Origin of the sequence: Arthrobacter sp. 754 (assembly GCF_040548695.1) — a bacterium.
Classification (GTDB): Bacteria; Actinomycetota; Actinomycetes; order Actinomycetales; family Micrococcaceae; genus Arthrobacter.
On the sequence record NZ_JBEPSC010000005.1, the window covers coordinates 42466 to 63184 of the forward strand.

Consider the following 20719-nt stretch of genomic DNA (forward strand, 5'->3'; position numbering starts at 1 on the left):
CGGAACCACCGGGGGCCGCCGCAATGCCTAGCGTTCTTCCCCTCGGCGACCCGGCGCCGTCGGACGGTCTGCTGCCCACCCAGGCAACCGACGGTGCGGCGGACCGGGCACTGGGGCTGTATGTGCACATCCCGTTCTGCGCCGTGCGTTGTGGGTACTGCGACTTCAACACCTACACGGCCACCGAACTCGGCGGCGGGGCTTCCCAGGATGCCTACGCCTCCACCGCCGTGTCCGAGGTGGACTTCGCGGCCACCGTCCTTCGGGAATCGAAGCTGCCGGACAAGCCCTTGAGCACCGTTTTCTTCGGCGGCGGAACCCCCACGCTGCTCCCCGCTGAAGACCTGGCACGGATCCTGAGAGCCGCCGTCGGGCACTGGGGCCTGGAACCGGGCGCCGAGGTCACCACCGAAGCGAACCCGGACTCCGTCACCCCGGAATCCCTGGCCGTGCTCAAGGAGGCCGGTTTCACCCGGGTTTCCTTCGGCATGCAGTCCGCCGTTCCCCACGTCCTGAAAGTCCTGGACCGCACGCACACGCCAAGCCGTGTTCCCCAGGTGGTGCGGTGGGCGCGCGACGCCGGCCTGGCCGTAAGCCTGGACCTGATCTACGGAACGCCGGGGGAGTCGCTGGCCGATTGGCGCTACTCCCTGGAGACAGCCCTCTCCTACGAGCCGGATCACATCAGCGCCTATGCGCTGATCGTGGAGGACGGCACAAAACTCGCCGCCCAGATCCGCCGCGGCGAAGTCCCCGGAATCGACGACGACGACCACGCCGATAAGTACGAACTCGCCGACGAACTCATCACCGCGGCCGGGCTGGCGTGGTACGAGGTCAGCAACTGGGCGCGCACACCGGAACAGGCGTGCAGGCACAACCTTGCGTACTGGCGCGGCGATGACTGGTGGGGTATCGGGCCCGGCGCCCACTCGCACGTGGGCGGTGTGCGGTGGTGGAACGTCAAGCACCCCACTGCCTATGCCGGAAGGCTTGCCCAAGGGCTCTCACCGGCTGCCGGACGTGAAACGCTGGATGCTGAGACCCGCGAGGTGGAGCGGGTCATGCTCGAGGCGCGGCTCGTGTCCGGGCTGGCCGTCTCAACCCTGGGGGAGCCGGGCCGTCATGCGGTTGCCGGACTCATCGCCGAGGGCCTGGTGGAAGCGCCGGCGGCCTTCCGCGGACGGCTGGTGCTGACCCTCAAGGGCCGCCTGCTGGCCGACGCAGTGGTGCGGCGGATCCTGCCCGACTGAAACCCGCCAGCCAAAGCAACGCGGGGTCACTCCCGGCCCAATCCAGTGCGGATATTGGGCCGGGAGTGACCCCGCGTTGGTGTCGGGCGGGGACTACTTGATCCAGCGCAGGTTGTACTGGTAGCGGTGGGGCTGACCCTTGTTGACGTGGATGCCGGCGGCGACCGAGTAACAGGTCAGGGCGATCCAGATCAGGGTGGCGATGACCGCAAAAATGTTTCCTACCACCGGGATGAAAACCAGAAGGTTTGCCACCAGTGCGGCAATGGTGGGCGGAAGGCTGAAATTCAACGCCTCCTTGGACTCCTGTGCGGTGAACGGGCCGCGCTCACGGAAGATCAGGAAAATCAGGAGCGAGGGAACGCAGCCGAGGATTCCGCCAAAATGGGCCAGCGTGGCCCACTGACGGTCTTCGCTGGCCGTAAGGGGCAATGCATTTGCGGGAACGCCCTGGTACTCGGAACGGCCCTGCTGGCCGTGGTCGTCCCGGTGCCCGGGTGCGTTTTGTGCCACTGTTTCTTCCTTCGAGAGTGCAATAGTGCTTGGTGGAGAGTGCCGGCATGAAGAAACAACAGCCTCCGCAGTACCAAGAATACTGGGTCGACGGACAAAAGCCCCGCTGCTGCCCGGGGGCGGAACCTAAGGCACTGTCAGGAAGTCGATGACTTCCTCCACCCGGCCCAGGAGCGATGCCTCCAGGTCCGCGTAGCTGTGAACCGCACCCAGCAGCTTCTGCCAGCCGAGCCCGATATCCTCCTTGGTGGAGTGCGGCCAGCCGAAGGCCGCCAGGATGCCTGTCTTCCAGTCCTGCCCGCGGGGCACCACCGGCCACTGGCCGATACCCAGCACGGAGGGCCTGATGGCCTGCCATACGTCAACATAGGGATGCCCGACGATCAGGACGTTGCCCGCCGCTCCCGGTGAAGCCATGACCCCTGCAGCGATCCGCGACTCCTTCGAATCCGGCACCAGGTGGTCCACCAGGACACCCAGCCGCCTGCCGGGACCCGGCTGGAACGCGGCCACCGCACCGGCGAGGTCATCGATCCCATGCAGCGGTTCGACGACGATGCCTTCCACGCGCAAATCATCGCCCCAGACCTTTTCGATGAGTTCGGCGTCGTGCTTCCCCTCCACCCAGATCCTGCTCGCCTTTGCCACCTGGGCACGCTGTCCGGCCACGCGGACTGAGCCGGAGGCTGTCCGGCCGACGGCGGCCGGGGAGGCGGTGGCGGGCTGCCGGGGAGCGGGGGGCATCAGCCGGATGGGCTGCCCCTCCAGGAGGAAACCAAAGCCGAGCTTGAAGGACCGGGACTTGCCGCGGCGGTCTTCAAGGGCCACCACGTGCATGCCGCCGGACTTCTCCACCCTGGTCACAGCCCCTACCCAGCCCGACTGTGCGTCTTCGAGGACCATTCCCCGTTCTGCGGGAACCTCGGGGAGTTCACTCCTGACGGGCGCTTTGATGTCCTGCGGACCCCAATTCCGGTACTCCATCGATTGACTCCGCCTTGCGCTAGATGATCCGCCCGGAGTTTCGCCCGGAGCGGTACCAATGCTAACAACGGGGAGAGTCATATTAGACTGTTAGCACTTAGGCATGTCGAGTGCTAACGCTGGCCGGTCCGTCCTGACCGCCCCGTCCGTCAGGACCAGGGGACGCCCGCGGCCCGGCCGGACAGGCCGTGACCCGTAGATGGAGGTGGAGTGTGAGCGAGCCGCGCAAACTTGAAGTACTGCGTGCCATCGTGGAGGACTATGTGCACTCCCGTGAGCCCGTGGGGTCCAAAGCCCTGGTGGAACGCCATCACCTGGGCGTCTCCAGCGCCACGATCCGCAATGACATGGCGGCGCTCGAAGACGAGGGCCTGATCACAGCGCCGCACACCAGCGCGGGCCGGATACCCACCGACAAGGGCTACCGGCTGTTCGTGGACCAGATTTCGGCGGTCAAACCGCTTTCCGCCGCGGAGCGCCGCGCCATCCAGTCGCTGCTGGAAGGCTCAGATGACCTGGATGACGTGCTGGAGCGGACGGTCAGGCTGCTGTCGCAGTTGACCAACCAGGTGGCCGTTGTGCAGTACCCGCACCTCAGCCGTGCCACCATCCGCCACATCGAGTTCGTCCTCCTCGCGCCGCGACGGGTCCTGGTTGTCCTGATTGCCAACACCGGCAAAGTGGAGCAGCGGGTGACCGACGTCGGCCAGGACCTGGGCGAGGACGCCATCGCCGGTTTGCGGACCCACTTCCTCGGGTCGCTGTCGGGCACGCCGCTGAGCCTCCTGACGCAGTCCCTGCCGGCAGTGGTTTCGTCGGTAGGCCCCGGCCAGCGGGCAGCTGCGCAGGCACTGGCGCAGGGGTTGGAAACACTCGCCCACAGCAGCAGGGAAGACCGTATGGTCATGGCAGGAACTGCCAACCTCGCCAGGTCCAATGTGGATTTCCCGTTGAGTATCGGCCCCGTCCTCGAGGCTTTGGAGGAGCAGGTGGTGATGCTCAGGCTCCTGAGCGAAATGGCGCAGGATCCGCGCGGCGTGACCGTCAGCATCGGCCGCGAGAACCCCTACGACGGCCTGGCCGAAGCATCCGTGGTCGCCACGGGCTACGGGCCCGACAGTACCGCCAAGATCGGTATTCTGGGCCCCACCCGGATGGACTACCCCACCACCATGGCCGCCGTCAGGGCAGTAGCCCGTTACCTTTCACGAATTCTGGGCCCGTAGCAGCACCGGTCCAGGCACCAAGAGCAGTGCAGGCAGCCCGGCTGCCTGGCGTACAACAAGGAAGAGATACGAACTTTGAGCAGCCACTACGACGTCCTCGGGGTCTCGCCGGAAGCCACCGGAGAAGAGATCAAGAAGGCCTACCGCAAGCTGGCCCGCACACTTCACCCGGACGTCAATCCCGGGGACGATGCGTCGGACCGCTTCAAGGCCGTGACACACGCCTACGAGGTGCTTTCGGATCCCCAGAAGCGCCGGGTCTATGACACCACCGGCAACGAGAACGGCACCGACAACGGCTTCGGCGGCGGCAGCTACGCCGGCCAGGGCTTCGCGTTCCAGGACATCTTCGACACCTTCTTCGGGGCCGGCGGCCAGGCCGGTCCGGCATCCCGCGTGCGCCGCGGCCAGGATGCGCTCATCAGCGTCCGGATCGAACTCCGCGACGCCGTGTTCGGCGTGAACAAGAAGCTTGAAGTCGATACAGCTGTCACATGCCCCACCTGCAACGGATCCTGCTGCCGCGAGGGCAGCCACCCCGTCCGCTGCGACATCTGCGGCGGCAGCGGCCAGGTCCAGCGCGCCGTCCGCTCCATCCTCGGCCAGGTCATGACGGCGGCTCCGTGTGGCAGCTGCGAAGGCTTCGGAACGGTCATCAAGGACCCCTGCAACGAGTGCAACGGCCAGGGCCGCATCCGCAGCCGCCGGTCACTCACCATCAAGGTGCCGGCCGGTGTGGCCACGGGTACCCGCATCCAGCTCTCGGGCCAGGGCGAGGCAGGCCCCGCCGGCGGGCCGGCCGGAGACCTGTACGTCGAAATCCGCGTCAACAACGATGCCACCTACGCCCGTGACGGCGACGACCTCCACGCCACGCTGAATATCCCGATGACCGCCGCCGCCCTGGGCACTGAGCTTTCACTGGAGACCTTTGACGGGCTTCAGGAGATCGACGTGAAGGCAGGAACGCAGTCCGGCGAAATCATCACGCTCCGCGGCCTGGGGGTAACCCACCTGCGCGGGTACGGCCGCGGCGATCTCATGGTCCACCTCCAGGTGGAGACACCGGCAAAGCTGGATGCCGCGCAGGAGGACCTCCTCCGTCAGCTGGCGAAGCTCCGCGGAGAACAGTTCACCGAGGGCAAGCTGGCCGTCAGCGGCGGCGTGTTCGCCAAGTTGCGGGACCGGTTCGGTAACCTGTAGCGGTGAGCAATCCCGTCTTCTTCAGCGGTGCCGGGGCGCTGGACCATATGACGCCCGGCGCCCTGTTTGTCCTTGAGGGTCCTGAAGCGCGCCACGCCGTGACCGTGAAGCGGCTTACGGCGGGCGAACCGGTGGACATCGCCGACGGCGCCGGGAAACGGCTGACCGGAAGAGTTGTCTCTGCCTCTCCTGCCGAGCTCACGGTGGAATGCGGCGCGCTGGCCGTGGAGGATCGGCCCGACGCCAGGCTGGTGCTGGTCCAGGCCTTGGCCAAAGGCGACCGCGATGAGCTGGCCATTGAAACGGCCACAGAACTGGGGATCGACGCCGTGATCCCCTGGCAGTCGGAACGGTCCATTGTGCGCTGGAAAGGTGAGCGTGCGGCCAAAGCCCACGCCAAATGGCAGTCGGTGGTCACCGCCGCAGCCAAACAGGCACGGCGCGCCTGGATCCCCGAGGTGCGTGCCGCCGTCGAGACGCCGGGCCTTGCATCCGCCGTTGCGGCCGCGGACCTGGCAGTGATCCTCCACGAGGACGCAGTGCGGCCGCTCCGGTCCGTCCTGGAGGCGTGGCAATCGCGGCAACAGGCGGATCCCGGGCCCGGCCCCTTGGAAATCCTGCTGATCGTAGGCCCGGAGGGCGGTATCAGCCCGCGCGAAGTCACGAGGCTCTGCGACGCCGGCGCCGTGACGGCCCTGCTGGGACACCACGTCCTGAGGTCCTCCACAGCCGGGCCCGCCGCAGTAGTGCTGGCCAGCGATGTCCTCGGACGCTGGAGCGCTAACCGACCCTGAAGTTCCGGGTGTCCACGTTCAGCTCCTGGCCGTTTCCGGCGTCCACCTGCGCGACGCGGAGCTCATACTTGCCCGCGGAAAGACTGAGGGCAAGGGTGAAGAGTCCGGAGTGCGCGGCTTCAGTCCCGGCCGTTGTCTCCCCGGTCAGATAAGGCGTTTTGTCCCCGTTTCCTTCCACCCGGAGGATCTGCCAGGCGAGCTTGCCGCCCGCAAGGGTGCTGCGGCCGGTGATCTTGACACTGCCGCCGGCGATCTCCGTCCCTTCCTGCGGGTCGATGATCCACACGGGAGCTACCAGCCCGGCGACACGTGACATCGGGTCACCCAGCTGGACGTGGTCGAACGCCACGTAGTCCGTGTGACCGTCCACCAGTACCCGGACCTGGATCTGCTGGCCGGAGTCGATCAGGCCGGAGCTGGCCGCGGCCGCCGTGGCCGTGTAGACCAGCTGCTGAATTGCGCGGACAGCCATATCGGCGTCGAGATTGCTGTTGAAGGCATCCTCGGAGAGGTCAACCGTGATCACGTTCTTGCCCGAAATGGACGACGCCAGTTTTTCCGGGTTTTGCCACGGAGTGAAGAAATCCGGGTCCAGCGGTTTTTCGGACATCATGGCGCGCAGGGCCCGCGTCACAGGATTGTCCTGCTCCGGCACATCGCGGAACTCGCGGTAAAGGAAAACGTTGCCGTTGCTGCGGCCAATCCAATAGACGGGAGCCTTGTTCGAGGACTGCGTGGTTTCCAGCGGTGCGCTGGTGGACGGGGCACCAGGGGAGCCCGATGCCGCGGCAGTGGAATTTCCCGGAAGCGTGGCTTCGGGGCCGGGCTCTGCAATGCAGCCGCTGAGCAGCAGGAGGGCGGGGAACAGACCCAGGATTACCCGCAGTCGGAACCGCCGCAGGGCAGGTGCCGCACGAAGGGGCGTCGTTGTTTCCGGCACTCTGGTGACCCTGTCCTTCCTGGTTGCGGTAAATGCGGCGTGCGCCTTCCGAGCCGGTCCCCGGACGGCTTGGATTTCCAGCATTGCACGGCGGACCATGCCAAATGAGCCCAAGTACGCCGCTGATGCCCAACTGCAACGGGAACGATATGAGCCCGATATGAAGTTGATACCTAATGACGGGAAGGCTCGACCGAATCGCCGGTGACGCCCTCCCGTCCGGAGGCATCCCCCGCGCCACCGGGCAGTGCCTGCTGGCGTAAGATGGAGGGAGTCCGCTGGCTCCTGCGTACTCGGCAACAGGCCGCGCGCACAGGAGCCGTCGGCAGGTAAATTCGAACTGGAGGGGACCACGGGCCTGCGGGCCAGCACCATGACTGAATCAGCGAACGGAAAGCGCCGGCTGAACACCGACCGCGCCGCCGGAGAATTCCCGCACTCACTTCCCGGTGTCCGGACGGAGGTGGTCCTCTTTGACAACTCCGATCAGATGGTTCAATCGCTCGGCAGCCATGACGAGGCCCTGCGTTTCATCGAGGAGCAGTTCCCCTCCGTGAACTTCCATGTCCGTGGGAACGAGCTGTCCATCAGCGGTCCGGCCACCGAGGTGCCCCGCATCATGCGGCTGCTTCACGAAGTCCGCGGCCTCGTGGCCCGTGGCACGGTCATCAGCCCCGCCGTTCTGCAGCAGCTCGTGGCGTTGCTCCGCAGCCAGTCCCAGTCGCTGCAGAACCCGGTGGACATCCTGACGCATGACATCCTGTCCAGCCGTGGAAAAACCATCAGGCCCAAAACCCTCAACCAGAAGAACTATGTTGACGCGATCGACGCGAACACCGTCATTTTCGGAATAGGGCCCGCAGGCACCGGCAAGACCTACCTGGCCATGGCCAAGGCGGTCCAGGCGCTGCAGCAGAAGGAAGTCAGCCGGATCATCCTGACCCGGCCAGCGGTTGAAGCGGGTGAGCGGCTCGGCTTCCTGCCCGGCACCCTGAGCGACAAGATCGACCCCTACCTGCGGCCGCTTTATGATGCACTCCACGACATGATGGATCCCGAGTCCATCCCGCGCCTGATGGCCGCCGGGACCATCGAGGTGGCGCCGCTCGCCTACATGCGTGGGCGGACGCTCAATGACGCCTTCATCATCCTGGACGAGGCACAGAACACCACGCCCGAGCAGATGAAGATGTTCCTGACCCGGCTGGGCTTCGGCTCCAAAATGGTTGTCACCGGAGACGTCACCCAGGTGGATCTTCCTTTCGGCACCCGCTCCGGGTTGCGGATTGTGGAAGAAATCCTGCAGGGAATCGAGGACGTTAACTTCACGGTCCTGGACTCCACCGATGTTGTGCGGCACCGCCTGGTGGGTGACATCGTCCGTGCCTACAGCCTGTGGGACGATGTCCAGCGCAGCAAGGTCAAGCACTCGGTCAGCCGCGAGAAGCGCGGGGAACACGCATGAGCATCGAGGTGAACAACGAATCCGGCATCGAGGTGGACGAAGCGGAGCTCGTGGCCCTGTCCCGGTTCATCTTTGAGCAGCTCTACATCCATCCTCAGGCTGAACTCTCCATCCTCCTGGTGGACGAACCCGCCATGGAGAAGCTCCACATCGAGCTGATGGACGAGCCGGGCTCCACCGATGTGCTCTCCGTCCCCATGGATGAACTGACTCCCGGCACCCCGGACCGGCCCACGCCGCAAGGGATGCTGGGGGACATCGCGGTGTGTCCGCAGGTGGCGCAGGTCCAGGCCAAGAACGCAGGCCACTCCCTGCAGGACGAAATGCTGCTGCTGACCACTCACGGGATCCTTCACCTGCTCGGCTACGACCATGCCGAGCCGGAGGAGAAGGAAGAAATGTTCGGCCTCCAGCGCCAGCTGCTTTCGGGATTCACCGGCAAAGACGCACCCGCCGAGACCACGCAGTGACGCCCCTGCTCCTTGTTGGCATGGCCCTGGCGTTCCTCAGTACTGCTGCACTCCTGACCGCGGCGGAGGCCGCGTTTACCTACCTTCCCCGGCACGACGCCGAAGAGGCGCTCCTGAAGAGCCGCGGCAATGCCATGAAGCGCATCCTCGCCCAGCCGGTGGCGCACATCCGGGCTTTGAGGTTTTGGCGTGTCTGGTTCGAGATGGCTTCTGCCGTGGCCGTCGCAGTCCTGCTGCACAGCCTGCTCGACAACATCTGGCTCGCCGGCCTTGCGGCAACCGGGATCATGGCCCTGCTGGGTTTCGTTATTGTCGGGGTTTCGCCGCGGCAGATCGGCAGGCTCCACTCGGCAGCCGTTGTCCGCTCCACCGCCGGCCTGATCCGGTCCCTGACGTGGGTCCTTGGCCCCATCCCCGGCTGGCTCGTGGCCCTGGGAAGTGCTGCCGCTCCTGGTGCGCCCGCAGGCGATGAAGCATTCTTCAGTGAACAGGAATTCCGCGAACTTGTGGACCGGGCCTCCGAATCGGACATGATCGAGGACACCGAGGCGGAAATGATCCAGTCCGTCTTTGACTTCGGGGACACCCTGGTACGCGCCGTCATGGTACCCCGGACGGACATTCTGACCATCGACGCCGGCTCAAGCCTCAGGCGGGCGATGTCGCTGTTCCTGCGCTCGGGCTACTCGCGGATGCCCGTGATCCGTGACAACACGGACCAGATCCTGGGGATTGTCTATTTGAAGGATGTCGCCGCGACGCTGCACGAACTGGGGCCCGACGACGAACAGCCCCCGGTCGAAGCCCTGGCCCGCGAAGTGCGCTACGTCCCTGAGTCCAAGCCGGTAAGCGATCTGCTGCGGGAACTGCAGAAGGAATCCACCCACGTGGCCATCGTCATCGACGAATACGGCGGCACGGCCGGCCTCGTCACGCTCGAGGACCTCATCGAGGAAATCGTCGGCGAGATTGTGGACGAGTACGATACCGAGAGCGCCGAGGCCGTCGCCCTCGGAGATGGCTCCTACCGCGTCAGCGCAAGGATGAGCATCGACGATCTCGGCGAACTTTTCGATATCGAGCTCGACGACGACGAGGTGGACACCGTTGGCGGCCTGCTGGCCAAGGTTTTGGGCCGGGTACCGATCGTGGGAAGCAGCGTGGAAGTCGGCGGTATCTCGTTGCGCGCCGAGAGGCTCGAAGGCCGGCGCAACCGGGTAAGCCACATCATTGCCGCACCAGCACCAAAAGCAGACACTGACCTTGAAGACCTCCTCGACGAGGCGGAAGCAACCCAGCAGGGAGTTTCACGTGAACAAGAAAAATAGGCCACCGGCCAACCGGAATTCCGAAGACCAGGACTTCGGCGGCTACCGGGCCGGCTTTGCTGTCCTGGTGGGGCGTCCGAACGCGGGAAAGTCCACCCTCACCAACGCACTGGTGGGCCAGAAGGTAGCCATCACCTCCGCCAAACCGCAGACTACCCGGCACACCATCCGGGGGATCGTCCACCGGGACGACGCCCAGCTGATCCTGGTTGACACCCCTGGCCTGCACCGCCCCCGCACGCTGCTGGGCAAGCGCCTCAACGACCTCGTTGCGGACACCCTTGCCGAGGTTGATGCGATCGGCTTCTGCATTCCTGCCAACGAAAAAATCGGCCCCGGCGACAAATACATCGCCGCGCAGCTTGCTGCCCTGGGCGGGAAACCGGTCATCGCACTGGTGACCAAGGCGGACACGGTTGACCGTCAAGGACTGACAGAACAGCTTCTCGCCGTCGCGGCGCTCGGCCGGGAGGTCCTGGGCGAAGACGGCTGGAAGGACATCGTGCCCGTCTCTGCCACTGACGGTTTCCAGGTAAGCACGGTGGCCGATGTGCTGATAGGCCACATGCCGCCGTCGCCCCCGCTCTATCCTGAAGGGCACCTAACGGATGAACCGGAAGCGGTGATGATCGCCGAACTCATCAGGGAAGCCGCCCTCGAAGGCGTCCGCGATGAACTGCCGCACTCCCTTGCCGTGGTCGTCGATGAGATCGTCCCGCGTGAGGGCCGGGCTGAAGACCGTCCGTTCCTCGATGTCCGGGTCAATCTCTATGTGGAACGTCCTTCCCAAAAGGCCATCATCATCGGCAAAGGCGGCGCCCGGCTCCGGGAAGTCGGTACCAACGCACGCAAGGGGATCGAGGCCCTGCTCGGCGCCCGCATCTACCTGGACCTTCACGTGAAAGTGGCGAAGGACTGGCAGCGCGACCCCAAACAGCTGGTCAAGCTGGGGTTCTGACCCGGTCATAATCGCCCCGCCCGGCCGGTCACCGGGAAGTTCCCAGCATGGGCAACTAAAATGGGCCGGATTCAGATTTAAGAGGAAGGTACACACCACATGGGGCGAGGCCGCGACAAACGCGAGTACGGAGCCGACTCAGCAGCCGGAAACGGTCCGGTCTCCCGGCACGCGGATGACACTGCCGTGGGCGTCGCCCGGCACCTCGGATCCCATCGCCGGATGCCGGGCTGGCTTAAAGTGACTGCCGCGGTCCTGGCCGTCCTGGTGGTCGGTGGCCTCGGCTTTGCCGGCTACTGGTACTTCCGGTTGCAGTCGAACATCACCACCGCACCCCTCAGCGCCGGTGACGGCAGCGCGAACGGTGTCAACGATTCCTCTGACAGGATGCAGATCCTGATCCTGGGCTCGGACACCCGGGACGGAAAGAACTCAGGGTACGGCGGCCCGGACGACTCAACGGGCTACGGCAAGTCCGATGTGATGATGCTGATGGACATTTCGGCGGACAACAAGCGCGTCAGCGTCATCAGTTTCCCGCGGGACCTGCTGGTTGACATCCCGCAGTGCACGGACCCTGAGACGAAGCGGGTCTACCCGGCACGCAGCGGCGTCATGATCAATGAAGCCATGGGCGAAGCAGGCATCGGTTGCGCCGTCGACACAGTCAATAAGCTGACCGGCCTGGAGGTTGACCACTTCATGATGGCCGATTTCAACGCCGTCAAAGAACTCTCCAATACGGTGGGCGGAGTGGACGTCTGCATCAGCGACGCCGTCTACGACCCCGACTCACAGCTCCGGCTGCCGGCCGGCACGTCTGCTGTCCAGGGCGAAATGGCACTGGCCTTCCTGCGGACCCGGCATGCATTCGCCGACGGCGGCGATCTCGGCCGCATCAAGGCCCAGCAGGGCTTCCTGTCCTCCCTCACCCGCAAGATCAAGGACGACGGCACCCTTTCGGACCCCGCCAAAATGCTCAAGATCGCGGATGTAGTCACCCAGAACCTGACGGTGGACAACGGACTGGCTTCGGTTCCTTCACTGGTCACCATTGGGAACCGGCTCAAGAATATCGACATCAGCAAGGTTGCGTTTGTGGCCGTTCCCACCACGCCGGCCGTGACGGACCCCAACCGGCTGCAGGTCGCGGAGCCGGCTGGATCCCAGTTGTTCGCGGCGCTCCGCGGGGATGTGGACCTCACTGATCCCACAGCCCCTGCCACGCCGTCACCGGAGCCAACGGAAACGACGGGCCCATCGGCTGTCCCCACCGAAACAGTCCCGCCCGCAGCCCCCTACAACAAGGCCCTGCAGCCCGTCACTGTGGCCAACGGCACCGGTGTCACCGGACGGTCTCAGGAAATCGTGCAGGCCCTGATTGCAGGCGGGTTCACGCAGGCAGGACAGTTCGCGGCCGCCCCGGTGGCGCAGTCGGTTATCTACTACGGGCCGGACTTCGCCGATGTCGCCGCGGACGTGGCCGCTTTGCTGGGGATCCCGGCCGCACAGGTGCAGCCTGCCCCGGTCATTCCGGGCGTCCAGGTCTACCTTGGGACGGACTTTCCATCCGGCACCTCGTATGGAGCCGTCGCGGCACTGCCGGAGGACATCGTCAACCAGACGGCGGGGGACAAGGTGTGCCAGCAGGCCAACCCGGAACTCATCGTCCAGGACTGACAGCTTCCGGCAGTCCGCAGCGGCTTGGGGGAGTGCACAGAAGCAGCTTGGGGAATGCACAAAAGAGGCGGGGCCAATACGGCCCGGCCCCTTTTTCTTCGTGCCGGGAACTGCCTACCAGATGCTGACCCGTTCCTCCGGCGGCATCCACATGCCGTCCTGTTCCGTCACGCTGAACGCTTCGTGGAACGCGTCCAGGTTCTTGGCGATGGCGTTCGTCCTGAACTCGTTGGGGGAGTGGGGATCGGTGGCGAGCCGCCGGATTGCTTCCTCCGGGCGGATCACCTGCCGCCAGCCGGCCGCCCAGGAGGCGAAGAAGCGCTGCTGCCCGGTGAGTCCGTCCAGCACCTCCGGCTCCTGGCCGTCGAGGCTGAGGAGATAAGCCTTGTACGCAATCGTCAGGCCGCCAAGATCGCCGATGTTTTCCCCCAGGGTCAGTTTGCCGTTCACCGTGTGCCCGGGAGCAGCGTAGGGGGACAACACCTCGAACTGGGCAACCAGCCTGGCAGTGAGTGCCTCGAACGCCTTGCGGTCCTCCTCAGTCCACCAGTTCCGCAGGGCGCCGCTACCGTCGAACTGGGAGCCCTGGTCGTCAAAGCCGTGCCCGATCTCGTGCCCGATCACGGCGCCGATACCGCCGTAGTTGACCGCGTCATCAGCGTCCGCAGTGAAGAACGGCGGCTGCAGGATGGCGGCCGGAAAGACGATCTCGTTGAGCATCGGATGGTAGTAGGCGTTCACCGTCTGCGGTGTCATCAGCCACTTGTTGCGGTCCACCGGCTTGCCCACCTCGTCCAGGTGGCGGTCGACGTCGGCGTTGTGGGCGCGCTCGACGTTTCCCAGCAGGTCGGCGGGGTCCGTCTCCACCGCGGAGTAGTCGATCCACTCGTCCGGGTAGCCGATCTTCGCGCGGAATGCCTCAAGTTTCCGCAGGGCCTCGGCCTTCGTTTCCTCACCCATCCACTCCAAAGCCGTGATGCTCTGCCGGTAGGCCTCGATCAGGTTGGCCACCAGAGTCTGCATGCGGGCCTTGTGCGACTCGGGGAAATGCTTTGAGACGTAGATCTGCCCGACTGCTTCGCCCAGTCCGGCTTCGACGACGGCGACGCCACGCTTCCAGCGGTCCTTGTTCCGGGGAGTGCCGCTGAGGGTGGTTCCGTAGAACGCAAAGTTGGCGTCCACAAACTCCGAGGAGAGATACGGTGCAGCGGCATTGATGACCCGCAGGGCCAGCCATTCCTGCCAGCCGGACAACGGCTCGGACTCGAGAAGCCCCGCGGCTCCGCTGAAGAAGTCCGGTGTGCTGACCACGATTTCCTGGCGTTTGCCGGCGTCGATTCCTGCGGCGTCGAACCACGTGCCGAGGAGGGGAAACAGGGCACTTGCTTCCTCGGCAGACTTGAGGTTGTAGGTCTTCTGCGGATCCCGCAGGGTCACGTTGTCCCAGTGGTGGGACGCGAGGCTGGTTTCGAGGGCAACAATGCGGGCGGCCGCGGCGGGAGCATCTTCGATGCCCGCCAGTGTCAGCATGGTCCGCACATGGTCTGTGTAGGAGCTGACCATTGGGGCGAACTTCTCTTCGCGGTAATAGGACTCGTCCGGCAGGCCGAGGCCGCCCTGGCCCGTATAGAGCAGGATACGGTCCGGATTACCTGCATCCGGTGCCGGGTAGATGTAGAAAAGTCCGGAGACGTCCGAGCGGAACAGCCTGCCGGCCAGCGCAACCAGCTCGGAAATCGATCGTGTGGCAAAAACCTCGGCCAGCCGCCCGCGGATCGGTTCCATTCCCTTGGCCTCCACGGTGGCCTCGTCCATGAAGCTGTTGTAGAGCTCGCCTACTTTGCGTTCTATGCCGCTGGCCGCTTCACCTTTGCCCGCCGCTTCTTCGATGATCCCGCGGACCGCGAGTTCCGCTCCGTCCCGCAGGGCAGTGAAGGTCCCCTCCAACGGGCGGTCATCAGGAATCTCCGTGGCTTTGAGCCATGCGCCGTTGACGTGCTGGTAAAGGTCATCCTGCGGCCGGACGGTGTGGTCGATGTTGGACAAGTCGATCCCGGAGATGGGCACGAAAGCTCCTTAGTGTGACGTGCCGCTGCCGGCGCTGGCACCGGTGCGGCGTCTGCATGGTGGACGTTACAGGAGTTGTAGCTCCTCCATCTTACGCACGCGTGTTACTCTCAAATGGTGCGCGCAGAGCTCCTCCTTCTTAGCTGCCGCGGCGAGGCCTCAGACGCGATCTAGCGCAGGCCCATCCTCGTCGCGGAGTTTGTGTTGCCCGGCCTCCCTTTCAGAAGAACCATAGAAAAGGCCCGATTGTAATGCGAAACGCACAGAAGCCCTCAGGAATGCCTGCCCACCGTTACCGCCCGTTCCAGGACCTGATAAAGGTCGAACTGCCGGACCGGACCTGGCCGGACAAAGTCATCACGAAGGCCCCCCGCTGGTGCGCCGTGGACCTGCGTGACGGAAACCAGGCACTGATTGACCCCATGAGCCCGGCACGCAAAATGAAGATGTTCGAACTGCTGGTGGGCATGGGCTACAAGGAAATCGAAGTCGGTTTCCCCTCCGCGTCCCAGACGGACTTCGATTTCGTCCGCCAGCTCATCGAGGGCAACCGCATCCCGGACGACGTCACCATCCAGGTGCTGACCCAGGCCCGCGAACACCTGATCGAGCGGACCTACGAGTCCCTGGTCGGGGCCAAGCAGGCGATCGTCCACCTGTACAACTCCACTTCCGTCCTGCAGCGCCGCGTCGTGTTCAACCAGGACCAGGACGGAATCCTGGACATCGCACTGCAGGGTGCGCGGCTGTGCAGGAAGTACGAGGAAACCCTCGTTGACACGCACGTCACCTACGAATACTCCCCGGAATCCTTCACCGGCACGGAGCTGGATTACGCCGTTCGGGTCTGCAACGCCATCGCCGATGTCTTCGAAGCCTCGGCCGACAAACAGGTGATCATCAACCTGCCCGCCACCGTGGAGATGGCCACCCCGAACGTCTACGCCGATTCCATCGAGTGGATGAGCCGGAACCTCCACCCGCGGGAGGGCATCATCCTGTCCCTGCACCCGCACAACGACAGGGGCACCGGCGTGGCTGCCGCCGAGCTGGGTTACCTGGGCGGCGCGGACCGGATCGAAGGCTGCCTGTTCGGCAACGGCGAGCGGACCGGCAACGTTGACCTGGTCACGCTGGGACTGAACATGTTTGTCCAGGGCATTGACCCGATGATCGATTTCTCCAACATCGACGAGATCCGGCGCACGGTCGAGTACTGCAACCAGCTGCCGGTCGCCGAACGGTCACCCTACGGCGGGGACCTGGTCTTCACCGCATTCTCCGGCTCGCACCAGGACGCCATCAAGAAGGGCTTTGAAGCGCTGGAGAAGGACGCCGCGGCAGCCGGTGTGGAGGTTTCGGACTACAACTGGGAAGTCCCCTACCTGCCCATTGACCCCAAGGACCTGGGCCGCACGTACGAGGCCGTCATCCGCGTCAACTCGCAGTCCGGCAAGGGCGGTGTGGCGTACCTGCTCAAGAACGAGCACAGCCTGGACCTGCCGCGGCGCGCCCAGATGGAATTCTCCGGCGTCATCCAGAAGCGCACCGACACGGTGGGCGGCGAAGTCAGCGGCGCCCAGCTCTGGCAGGCATTCCAGGACGAGTACCTGCCCTCTAGCCAGGCTGACGGGCAGTGGGGCCGCTACGCCCTGGGTGCGGTCAGTACCGAAACCGATGAAGACGGCGGCATGACGCTGCACGCCAACCTCACGGTGGACGGGGTCCAGGTCCGCCGGACCGGGACCGGAAACGGGCCGATCGCCGCACTGCTCAGCATCCTGCGCGAGGACGGCATGGACGTCCGCGTCCTGGACTACAGCGAGCACGCCCTTTCCGAAGGCGGGAACGCCTTGGCAGCGGCCTATGTTGAATGTGCCGTGGGGGAGCGGGTCCTGTGGGGTGTCGGCATCGACGCCAACACCAGCATGTCCTCGTTGAAGGCAGTCATTTCCGCCGTCAACCGCGCCATCCGGGACTCCCGCGCCTGATCCCGGTTGCGTTGCGTGCCGGGGTTCCCGGCACGCAACGCGCCGGGATTGCCGGCTTTCCGGGAGACAGTGCGAAGATTAACCGTGGTCCAACAATCCTTTGCCTCGCGCTCATACCGCGATGACGCCGTCGTGCTCAGGACGCACAAGCTGGGCGAGGCTGACCGCATCATCACGCTGCTGACCAAGCATCACGGCCAGATCCGCGCCGTCGCCAAGGGCGTCCGCCGGACCAGCAGCAAATTCGGCGCCCGGCTGGAGCCCTTTATGGTGGCCGACCTTCAGCTCGTGTCCGGCCGGACGCTGGACATTGTCACCCAGGCCGTCGCCAAGGGTGCCTACGGCGGCAGTATCGCCGCCGACTATGCCAGCTACACCGTCGCGGCGGCGATGACCGAAACAGCGGAGAAGCTGACCGACGTCGACGGTGAGGCCGGAACTGCCCAGTACAACCTACTTGTAGGCGCGTTGGCGTCCCTGAGCCGCGCTGAACACGCGCCCGGGCTGATCCTCGATTCCTATTTGCTGCGTGCCCTCTCCACCGGCGGGTGGGCACCGAGTTTTACAGATTGTGCGCGCTGCGGCCGGCAAGGCCCCCACACAGCGTTTTCCGCGCCCATCGGCGGCATGGTCTGCGCTGACTGCCGGCCCCCCGGCTCGCCTGCTCCTGCGGCTGAGACCGTCAGCCTGCTGGCGGCGTTGCTGACGGGGGACTGGACGACGGCGGACAGCTCGCAGGAGCCGCACCGCAGGGAGGGTGCCGGCCTGGTGGCCGCCTATCTGCAGTGGCACCTCGAGCGAGTCCTCAAATCCCTCAAACATGTGGAGCGTAGCTGACAGTGGCACTGGGAAGAAAACACATTCCTTCGCGGAAGCGGACCACCCCCGTGGTGGCGCCGTATCCCCATCCTTCCGGTGCAGTTGCCCCGGCCATCCCGGCAGAATTAGTCCCGCGGCATGTCGCCATCGTCATGGACGGTAACGGCCGTTGGGCCAACCAGCGGGGCCTGCCGCGGATCGAGGGCCACAAGGCCGGTGAGCCGGCCCTCCTGGACGTCATGGCCGGAGCCATTGAGCTCGGCATTGAGTACGTGAGCGTTTATGCATTCTCCACCGAAAACTGGCGGCGCTCACCCGAAGAGGTGCGCTTCCTGATGGGTTTTAACAAGGACGTGCTACGCAGGCAGCGCAACCAGTTGGACGAATGGGGCGTCCGGGTCCGCTGGTCCGGCCGGCGGCCGCGGTTGTGGGGTTCGGTGATCCGCGAACTCGAAGAGGCTGAGGAGTTCACAGCCGGCAACAGCACCTGCACGTTGAACATGTGTGTTAATTACGGCGGGCGGGCCGAAATAACGGATGCCGTGACGGCGATCGCCGCCGAGGTTGCGGCCGGCCGGCTCAAGCCGGGAGCCATCAGCGAGAAAACCATCCAGAAGTACCTGGACGAACCCGACCTGCCCGACGTGGACCTGTTCCTGCGGAGTTCGGGGGAGCAGCGGCTGTCCAACTTCCTGCTGTGGCAGTCGGCGTACGCGGAGTTCGTCTTTATGGACACGCTGTGGCCCGATGTGGACCGCCGGACACTCTGGAAAGCCGTGGAGATCTACGCGCAGCGGGACCGGCGTTACGGTGGCGCCGTCGACGCTGCGGTCCCGGCAGAGGCAGCGGTCTCCGAAGAGCAGGACAGCACCCAGCGTACAACGTCCCTGTAAGCCTCCTCGCGGATCCGCCGCAAGGAGAGAAACACGTCGTGCATCGCACCCGGATAGCGGAACACCGCAACCCTCCGGCCGAGGCGGAGTGCCCGCACTGCGGTTTCCTCGACGTCGATCACAGCATCCACATGCATCAGCTCGGCGGTCCATTCGGCCTGGATCCTGGTCCGGTCTGAAAGCAACACCAATACGGGGACCGTGATGTCCAGGCCCCGGGCAATCTCGGAGTGGCCGGCGAGGACCGCCTTTGCCCAGCCCGCCCTGATGGGGAACGAGGACGCCGGCCGCCACACCGGATTAAGCTGCCACTCGCCGTGGGCGTCGCTGCTCATGCTCTGCCAGTAGCCGGGCATCTCGGGAAAATGGAAGGGACGCCGGGGATCGGAGCGGGCAACGGGCTCCACCAGGTGCATGGCAATATTCCTGACCAGGCCGCTGCCCTGCAGTTCCAGCCAGGGGGCATTGAGGATCAGCGTTGACAGTGCGCCTGGATGACGGTCTGCCCATGTGGCCGCAACAAGCCCGCCGAAGGAATGGGCCAAAAGGTGGACCGCGGGCGCCCGGCCCGGTCCCGTCAGATGCGCGACGTCGTCCCTGATGGCCGCCAGCGCGGCTGCCAGGTCCTCGTCGTACATGGCCAGGTCCGTAGCGTAGCCGGGGGTTTGCCAGCCCCGCAGGCTGCGCCCGAACTTCCTGAGGTCCAAAGCATAGAAATGGATACCCTCGCCGGCCACGTGCCGGGCGAGTTCGGCCTGGAGAAAGTAGTCCGCCCAACCGTGCAGGTAAAGCACCACCGTGACGCGGGAAGCATCGTGATTGCCGGTACTTTGCCCGGGCGCCCTGGCGGGCCTCGCAGCGCACCGGATAAGGCTGGCAACCACCTCGCCTTCGTCGTCGGGGGCAAGCGGCAGTTCGCGGACCTGGAAGTCCGGTCCCAGGAAATCCTCGGCCCAGAGGTCCCGTGACGTGCCAGTGGCCGGGACCACGGCGCTGCCGGGCCGGGCGTCACTGCCCGCCCGGGTCATGCGCTGCCTTCCGGTTCGTCGCCAGGGGACCCGTAGGCCCGCAGCCACCGGGAAAGCCTGGCATAAGCGTCCGCCCGGATCCTGGCGGGGGAGAGGAAGACGTCGTGGAGGGCACCTTCAATCCGCTCCACCGTGACGGTACGCCCCAGAGTCAGCGCCCGGAGAGCGATGATATTGACGTCCAGGACAGCGTCGGTCCGCCGCATTTCCTCGGTCCAGAACGGCCCGTTGGCACTGCCGCGCGAGAGCAGGACCAGGATGGGGACATCGATGGCCAGGCCCCGGGCCACCCTGGCGTGGCCGGACAGGACGGCACTCAGCCAGCCGGCCCTCAGCGGGAAGGCCATCGGAGGCCGGAACCTGTCGTCCAGTGCCCACTCGCCCTCCGCCGAACTGCTGATGGTGCGCCAGTAGAAACCCCGTTCGGGCAGGCGAAGGACTGCCTCGGGGCGGAAGCGCGCCACCGGTCCCACCATGGTCGATGCTGCACGGCGGACCAGCGAGCTGCCATGCATTTCCAGCCAGGGACTGTTGAGCACGAGCTGTGAAACAGTGCCGGGGTGCCTGCTGACCCACAAGGCCGCCACCAGACCGCCGGTGGAATGTCCCATCAGCGTCAGGAACAGTGACTCATCCGAAGCGGGCACTGACTGGCCGGCCGGTTCGATGTGGTGTGCATCGGCACGGATGAGCTCGATGGCGTGCTCAATTTCGGCGTCGTAATCGGCCAGGTTGGCCACGTAACCGCCGGGACTGTCCGGGCGGAGGCTGCGCCCGTGGTTATGCATGTCCAGCGCATAAAACCCGTATCCCTTGCGGGTCCAGAATTCAGCCAGGTCAACATTGAAGAAATAATCGCTCCAGCCGTGCAGGAACAGGACTGTCCTGCGTGGCAGGCGCGGTAGTTCAGGTCGCGCCTGTTGCTGTTCCCCGGGCTGCTCTGCGCGCTGCTCCGGGGACCGTTCCTCCGACCGCTCCACGGCGCGGAAACGCACCAGCGTGGCAGTCCGCTGAACGCCGTCGGCACCGGCAGCATGAAAGGTCCAGGCTTCGAAGCCTTCGCCGAGGATGTCTGGCTGCCAGGTCATGGTTTTATGCTAACCGGGC

Annotated in this window: 18 protein-coding genes; 12 read left to right on the forward strand and 6 right to left on the reverse strand. The window is 65.3% G+C overall.

Annotation, left to right across the window (positions count from 1 at the left end; all coding sequences use genetic code 11):
* Positions 1 to 23: 23 nt before the first annotated feature.
* Positions 24 to 1253: a radical SAM family heme chaperone HemW gene (hemW, locus tag ABIA70_RS14935; protein ID WP_354148359.1), complete on the forward strand. Its 1230-nt coding sequence runs from the start codon at positions 24 to 26 to the stop codon at positions 1251 to 1253.
* Positions 1254 to 1346: 93 nt separating this feature from the next.
* Here the strand turns inward: hemW and ABIA70_RS14940 are convergent, their stop codons facing one another.
* Together ABIA70_RS14940 and ABIA70_RS14945 are read right to left on the reverse strand one after the other, a co-directional pair.
* The gene (locus ABIA70_RS14940; RefSeq protein ID WP_354148360.1) at positions 1347 to 1766 is read right to left on the reverse strand and encodes a DUF4870 domain-containing protein; all 420 of its coding nucleotides are present in this window, start codon (positions 1764 to 1766) and stop codon (positions 1347 to 1349) included.
* Between the two features lie 126 nt (positions 1767 to 1892).
* Complete coding sequence (locus ABIA70_RS14945) at positions 1893 to 2750, reverse strand: DUF3097 domain-containing protein (protein ID WP_354148361.1); 858 nt, start codon at positions 2748 to 2750, stop codon at positions 1893 to 1895.
* A 212-nt stretch (positions 2751 to 2962) separates the two neighbouring features.
* Between ABIA70_RS14945 and hrcA the strand changes: the two genes are divergently transcribed.
* The 3 genes from hrcA (at position 2963) to ABIA70_RS14960 (ending at position 5973) form a co-directional block, all read left to right on the forward strand.
* The gene (hrcA, locus tag ABIA70_RS14950; protein WP_354148362.1) at positions 2963 to 3976 is read left to right on the forward strand and encodes a heat-inducible transcriptional repressor HrcA; all 1014 of its coding nucleotides are present in this window, start codon (positions 2963 to 2965) and stop codon (positions 3974 to 3976) included.
* Between the two features lie 75 nt (positions 3977 to 4051).
* Complete coding sequence (gene dnaJ, locus ABIA70_RS14955) at positions 4052 to 5179, forward strand: molecular chaperone DnaJ (RefSeq protein WP_354148363.1); 1128 nt, start codon at positions 4052 to 4054, stop codon at positions 5177 to 5179.
* A gap of 2 nt (positions 5180 to 5181) precedes the next feature.
* Complete coding sequence (locus tag ABIA70_RS14960; protein ID WP_354148364.1) at positions 5182 to 5973, forward strand: 16S rRNA (uracil(1498)-N(3))-methyltransferase; 792 nt, start codon at positions 5182 to 5184, stop codon at positions 5971 to 5973.
* On the opposite strand, the gene ABIA70_RS14965 is transcribed toward ABIA70_RS14960, so the two are convergent.
* Entirely contained in the window at positions 5960 to 6913 is a 954-nt protein-coding gene (locus ABIA70_RS14965; protein WP_354148365.1) for a GerMN domain-containing protein, read from the reverse strand. The two genes, ABIA70_RS14960 and ABIA70_RS14965, sit on opposite strands and share 14 nt — an antisense overlap.
* A 373-nt stretch (positions 6914 to 7286) precedes the next feature.
* On the opposite strand from ABIA70_RS14965, the gene ABIA70_RS14970 reads away from it, so the two are divergent.
* The 5 genes from ABIA70_RS14970 to ABIA70_RS14990 all read left to right on the forward strand — a co-directional run bounded on the left by ABIA70_RS14970 (position 7287) and on the right by ABIA70_RS14990 (position 12814).
* Positions 7287 to 8378, forward strand: coding sequence for a PhoH family protein (locus ABIA70_RS14970; RefSeq protein WP_354148366.1), 1092 nt, complete (start codon positions 7287 to 7289; stop codon positions 8376 to 8378).
* Positions 8375 to 8848, forward strand: a complete 474-nt coding sequence (gene ybeY / locus ABIA70_RS14975; RefSeq protein ID WP_354148367.1) for an rRNA maturation RNase YbeY — start codon at positions 8375 to 8377, stop codon at positions 8846 to 8848. Before ABIA70_RS14970 ends, ybeY begins: the two co-directional genes overlap by 4 nt.
* On the forward strand, positions 8845 to 10176 hold the full coding sequence (locus tag ABIA70_RS14980) for a hemolysin family protein (RefSeq protein WP_354148368.1): 1332 nt from the start codon (positions 8845 to 8847) through the stop codon (positions 10174 to 10176). Before ybeY ends, ABIA70_RS14980 begins: the two co-directional genes overlap by 4 nt.
* The gene (gene era, locus ABIA70_RS14985; RefSeq protein ID WP_354148369.1) at positions 10160 to 11134 is read left to right on the forward strand and encodes a GTPase Era; all 975 of its coding nucleotides are present in this window, start codon (positions 10160 to 10162) and stop codon (positions 11132 to 11134) included. Before ABIA70_RS14980 ends, era begins: the two co-directional genes overlap by 17 nt.
* Positions 11135 to 11233: 99 nt before the next feature.
* Positions 11234 to 12814 carry an LCP family protein gene (locus ABIA70_RS14990; protein ID WP_354148370.1) on the forward strand — a complete coding sequence of 527 codons (1581 nt, stop codon included), beginning with the start codon at positions 11234 to 11236 and terminating at the stop codon, positions 12812 to 12814.
* Positions 12815 to 12928: 114 nt separating this feature from the next.
* Here the strand turns inward: ABIA70_RS14990 and ABIA70_RS14995 are convergent, their stop codons facing one another.
* Positions 12929 to 14881 (reverse strand): M13 family metallopeptidase, encoded by a 1953-nt coding sequence (locus tag ABIA70_RS14995; protein WP_354148371.1) that lies wholly within the window; start codon positions 14879 to 14881, stop codon positions 12929 to 12931.
* A 251-nt stretch (positions 14882 to 15132) separates the two neighbouring features.
* On the opposite strand from ABIA70_RS14995, the gene leuA reads away from it, so the two are divergent.
* The 3 genes from leuA (at position 15133) to ABIA70_RS15010 (ending at position 18584) form a co-directional block, all read left to right on the forward strand.
* On the forward strand, positions 15133 to 16872 hold the full coding sequence (leuA, locus tag ABIA70_RS15000) for a 2-isopropylmalate synthase (RefSeq protein ID WP_354148372.1): 1740 nt from the start codon (positions 15133 to 15135) through the stop codon (positions 16870 to 16872).
* Positions 16873 to 16956: 84 nt separating this feature from the next.
* Positions 16957 to 17709, forward strand: coding sequence for a DNA repair protein RecO (gene recO / locus ABIA70_RS15005; RefSeq protein ID WP_354148373.1), 753 nt, complete (start codon positions 16957 to 16959; stop codon positions 17707 to 17709).
* Between the two features lie 2 nt (positions 17710 to 17711).
* Positions 17712 to 18584: an isoprenyl transferase gene (locus tag ABIA70_RS15010; RefSeq protein ID WP_354148374.1), complete on the forward strand. Its 873-nt coding sequence runs from the start codon at positions 17712 to 17714 to the stop codon at positions 18582 to 18584.
* Here the strand turns inward: ABIA70_RS15010 and ABIA70_RS15015 are convergent.
* Together ABIA70_RS15015 and ABIA70_RS15020 are read right to left on the reverse strand one after the other, a co-directional pair.
* Entirely contained in the window at positions 18497 to 19612 is a 1116-nt protein-coding gene (locus ABIA70_RS15015) for an alpha/beta hydrolase (protein WP_354148375.1), read from the reverse strand. The two genes, ABIA70_RS15010 and ABIA70_RS15015, sit on opposite strands and share 88 nt — an antisense overlap.
* Positions 19609 to 20700 (reverse strand): alpha/beta hydrolase, encoded by a 1092-nt coding sequence (locus ABIA70_RS15020; protein ID WP_354148376.1) that lies wholly within the window; start codon positions 20698 to 20700, stop codon positions 19609 to 19611. The genes ABIA70_RS15015 and ABIA70_RS15020 overlap by 4 nt, the downstream gene beginning before the upstream one ends.
* Between the last annotated feature and the right edge of the window lie 19 nt (positions 20701 to 20719).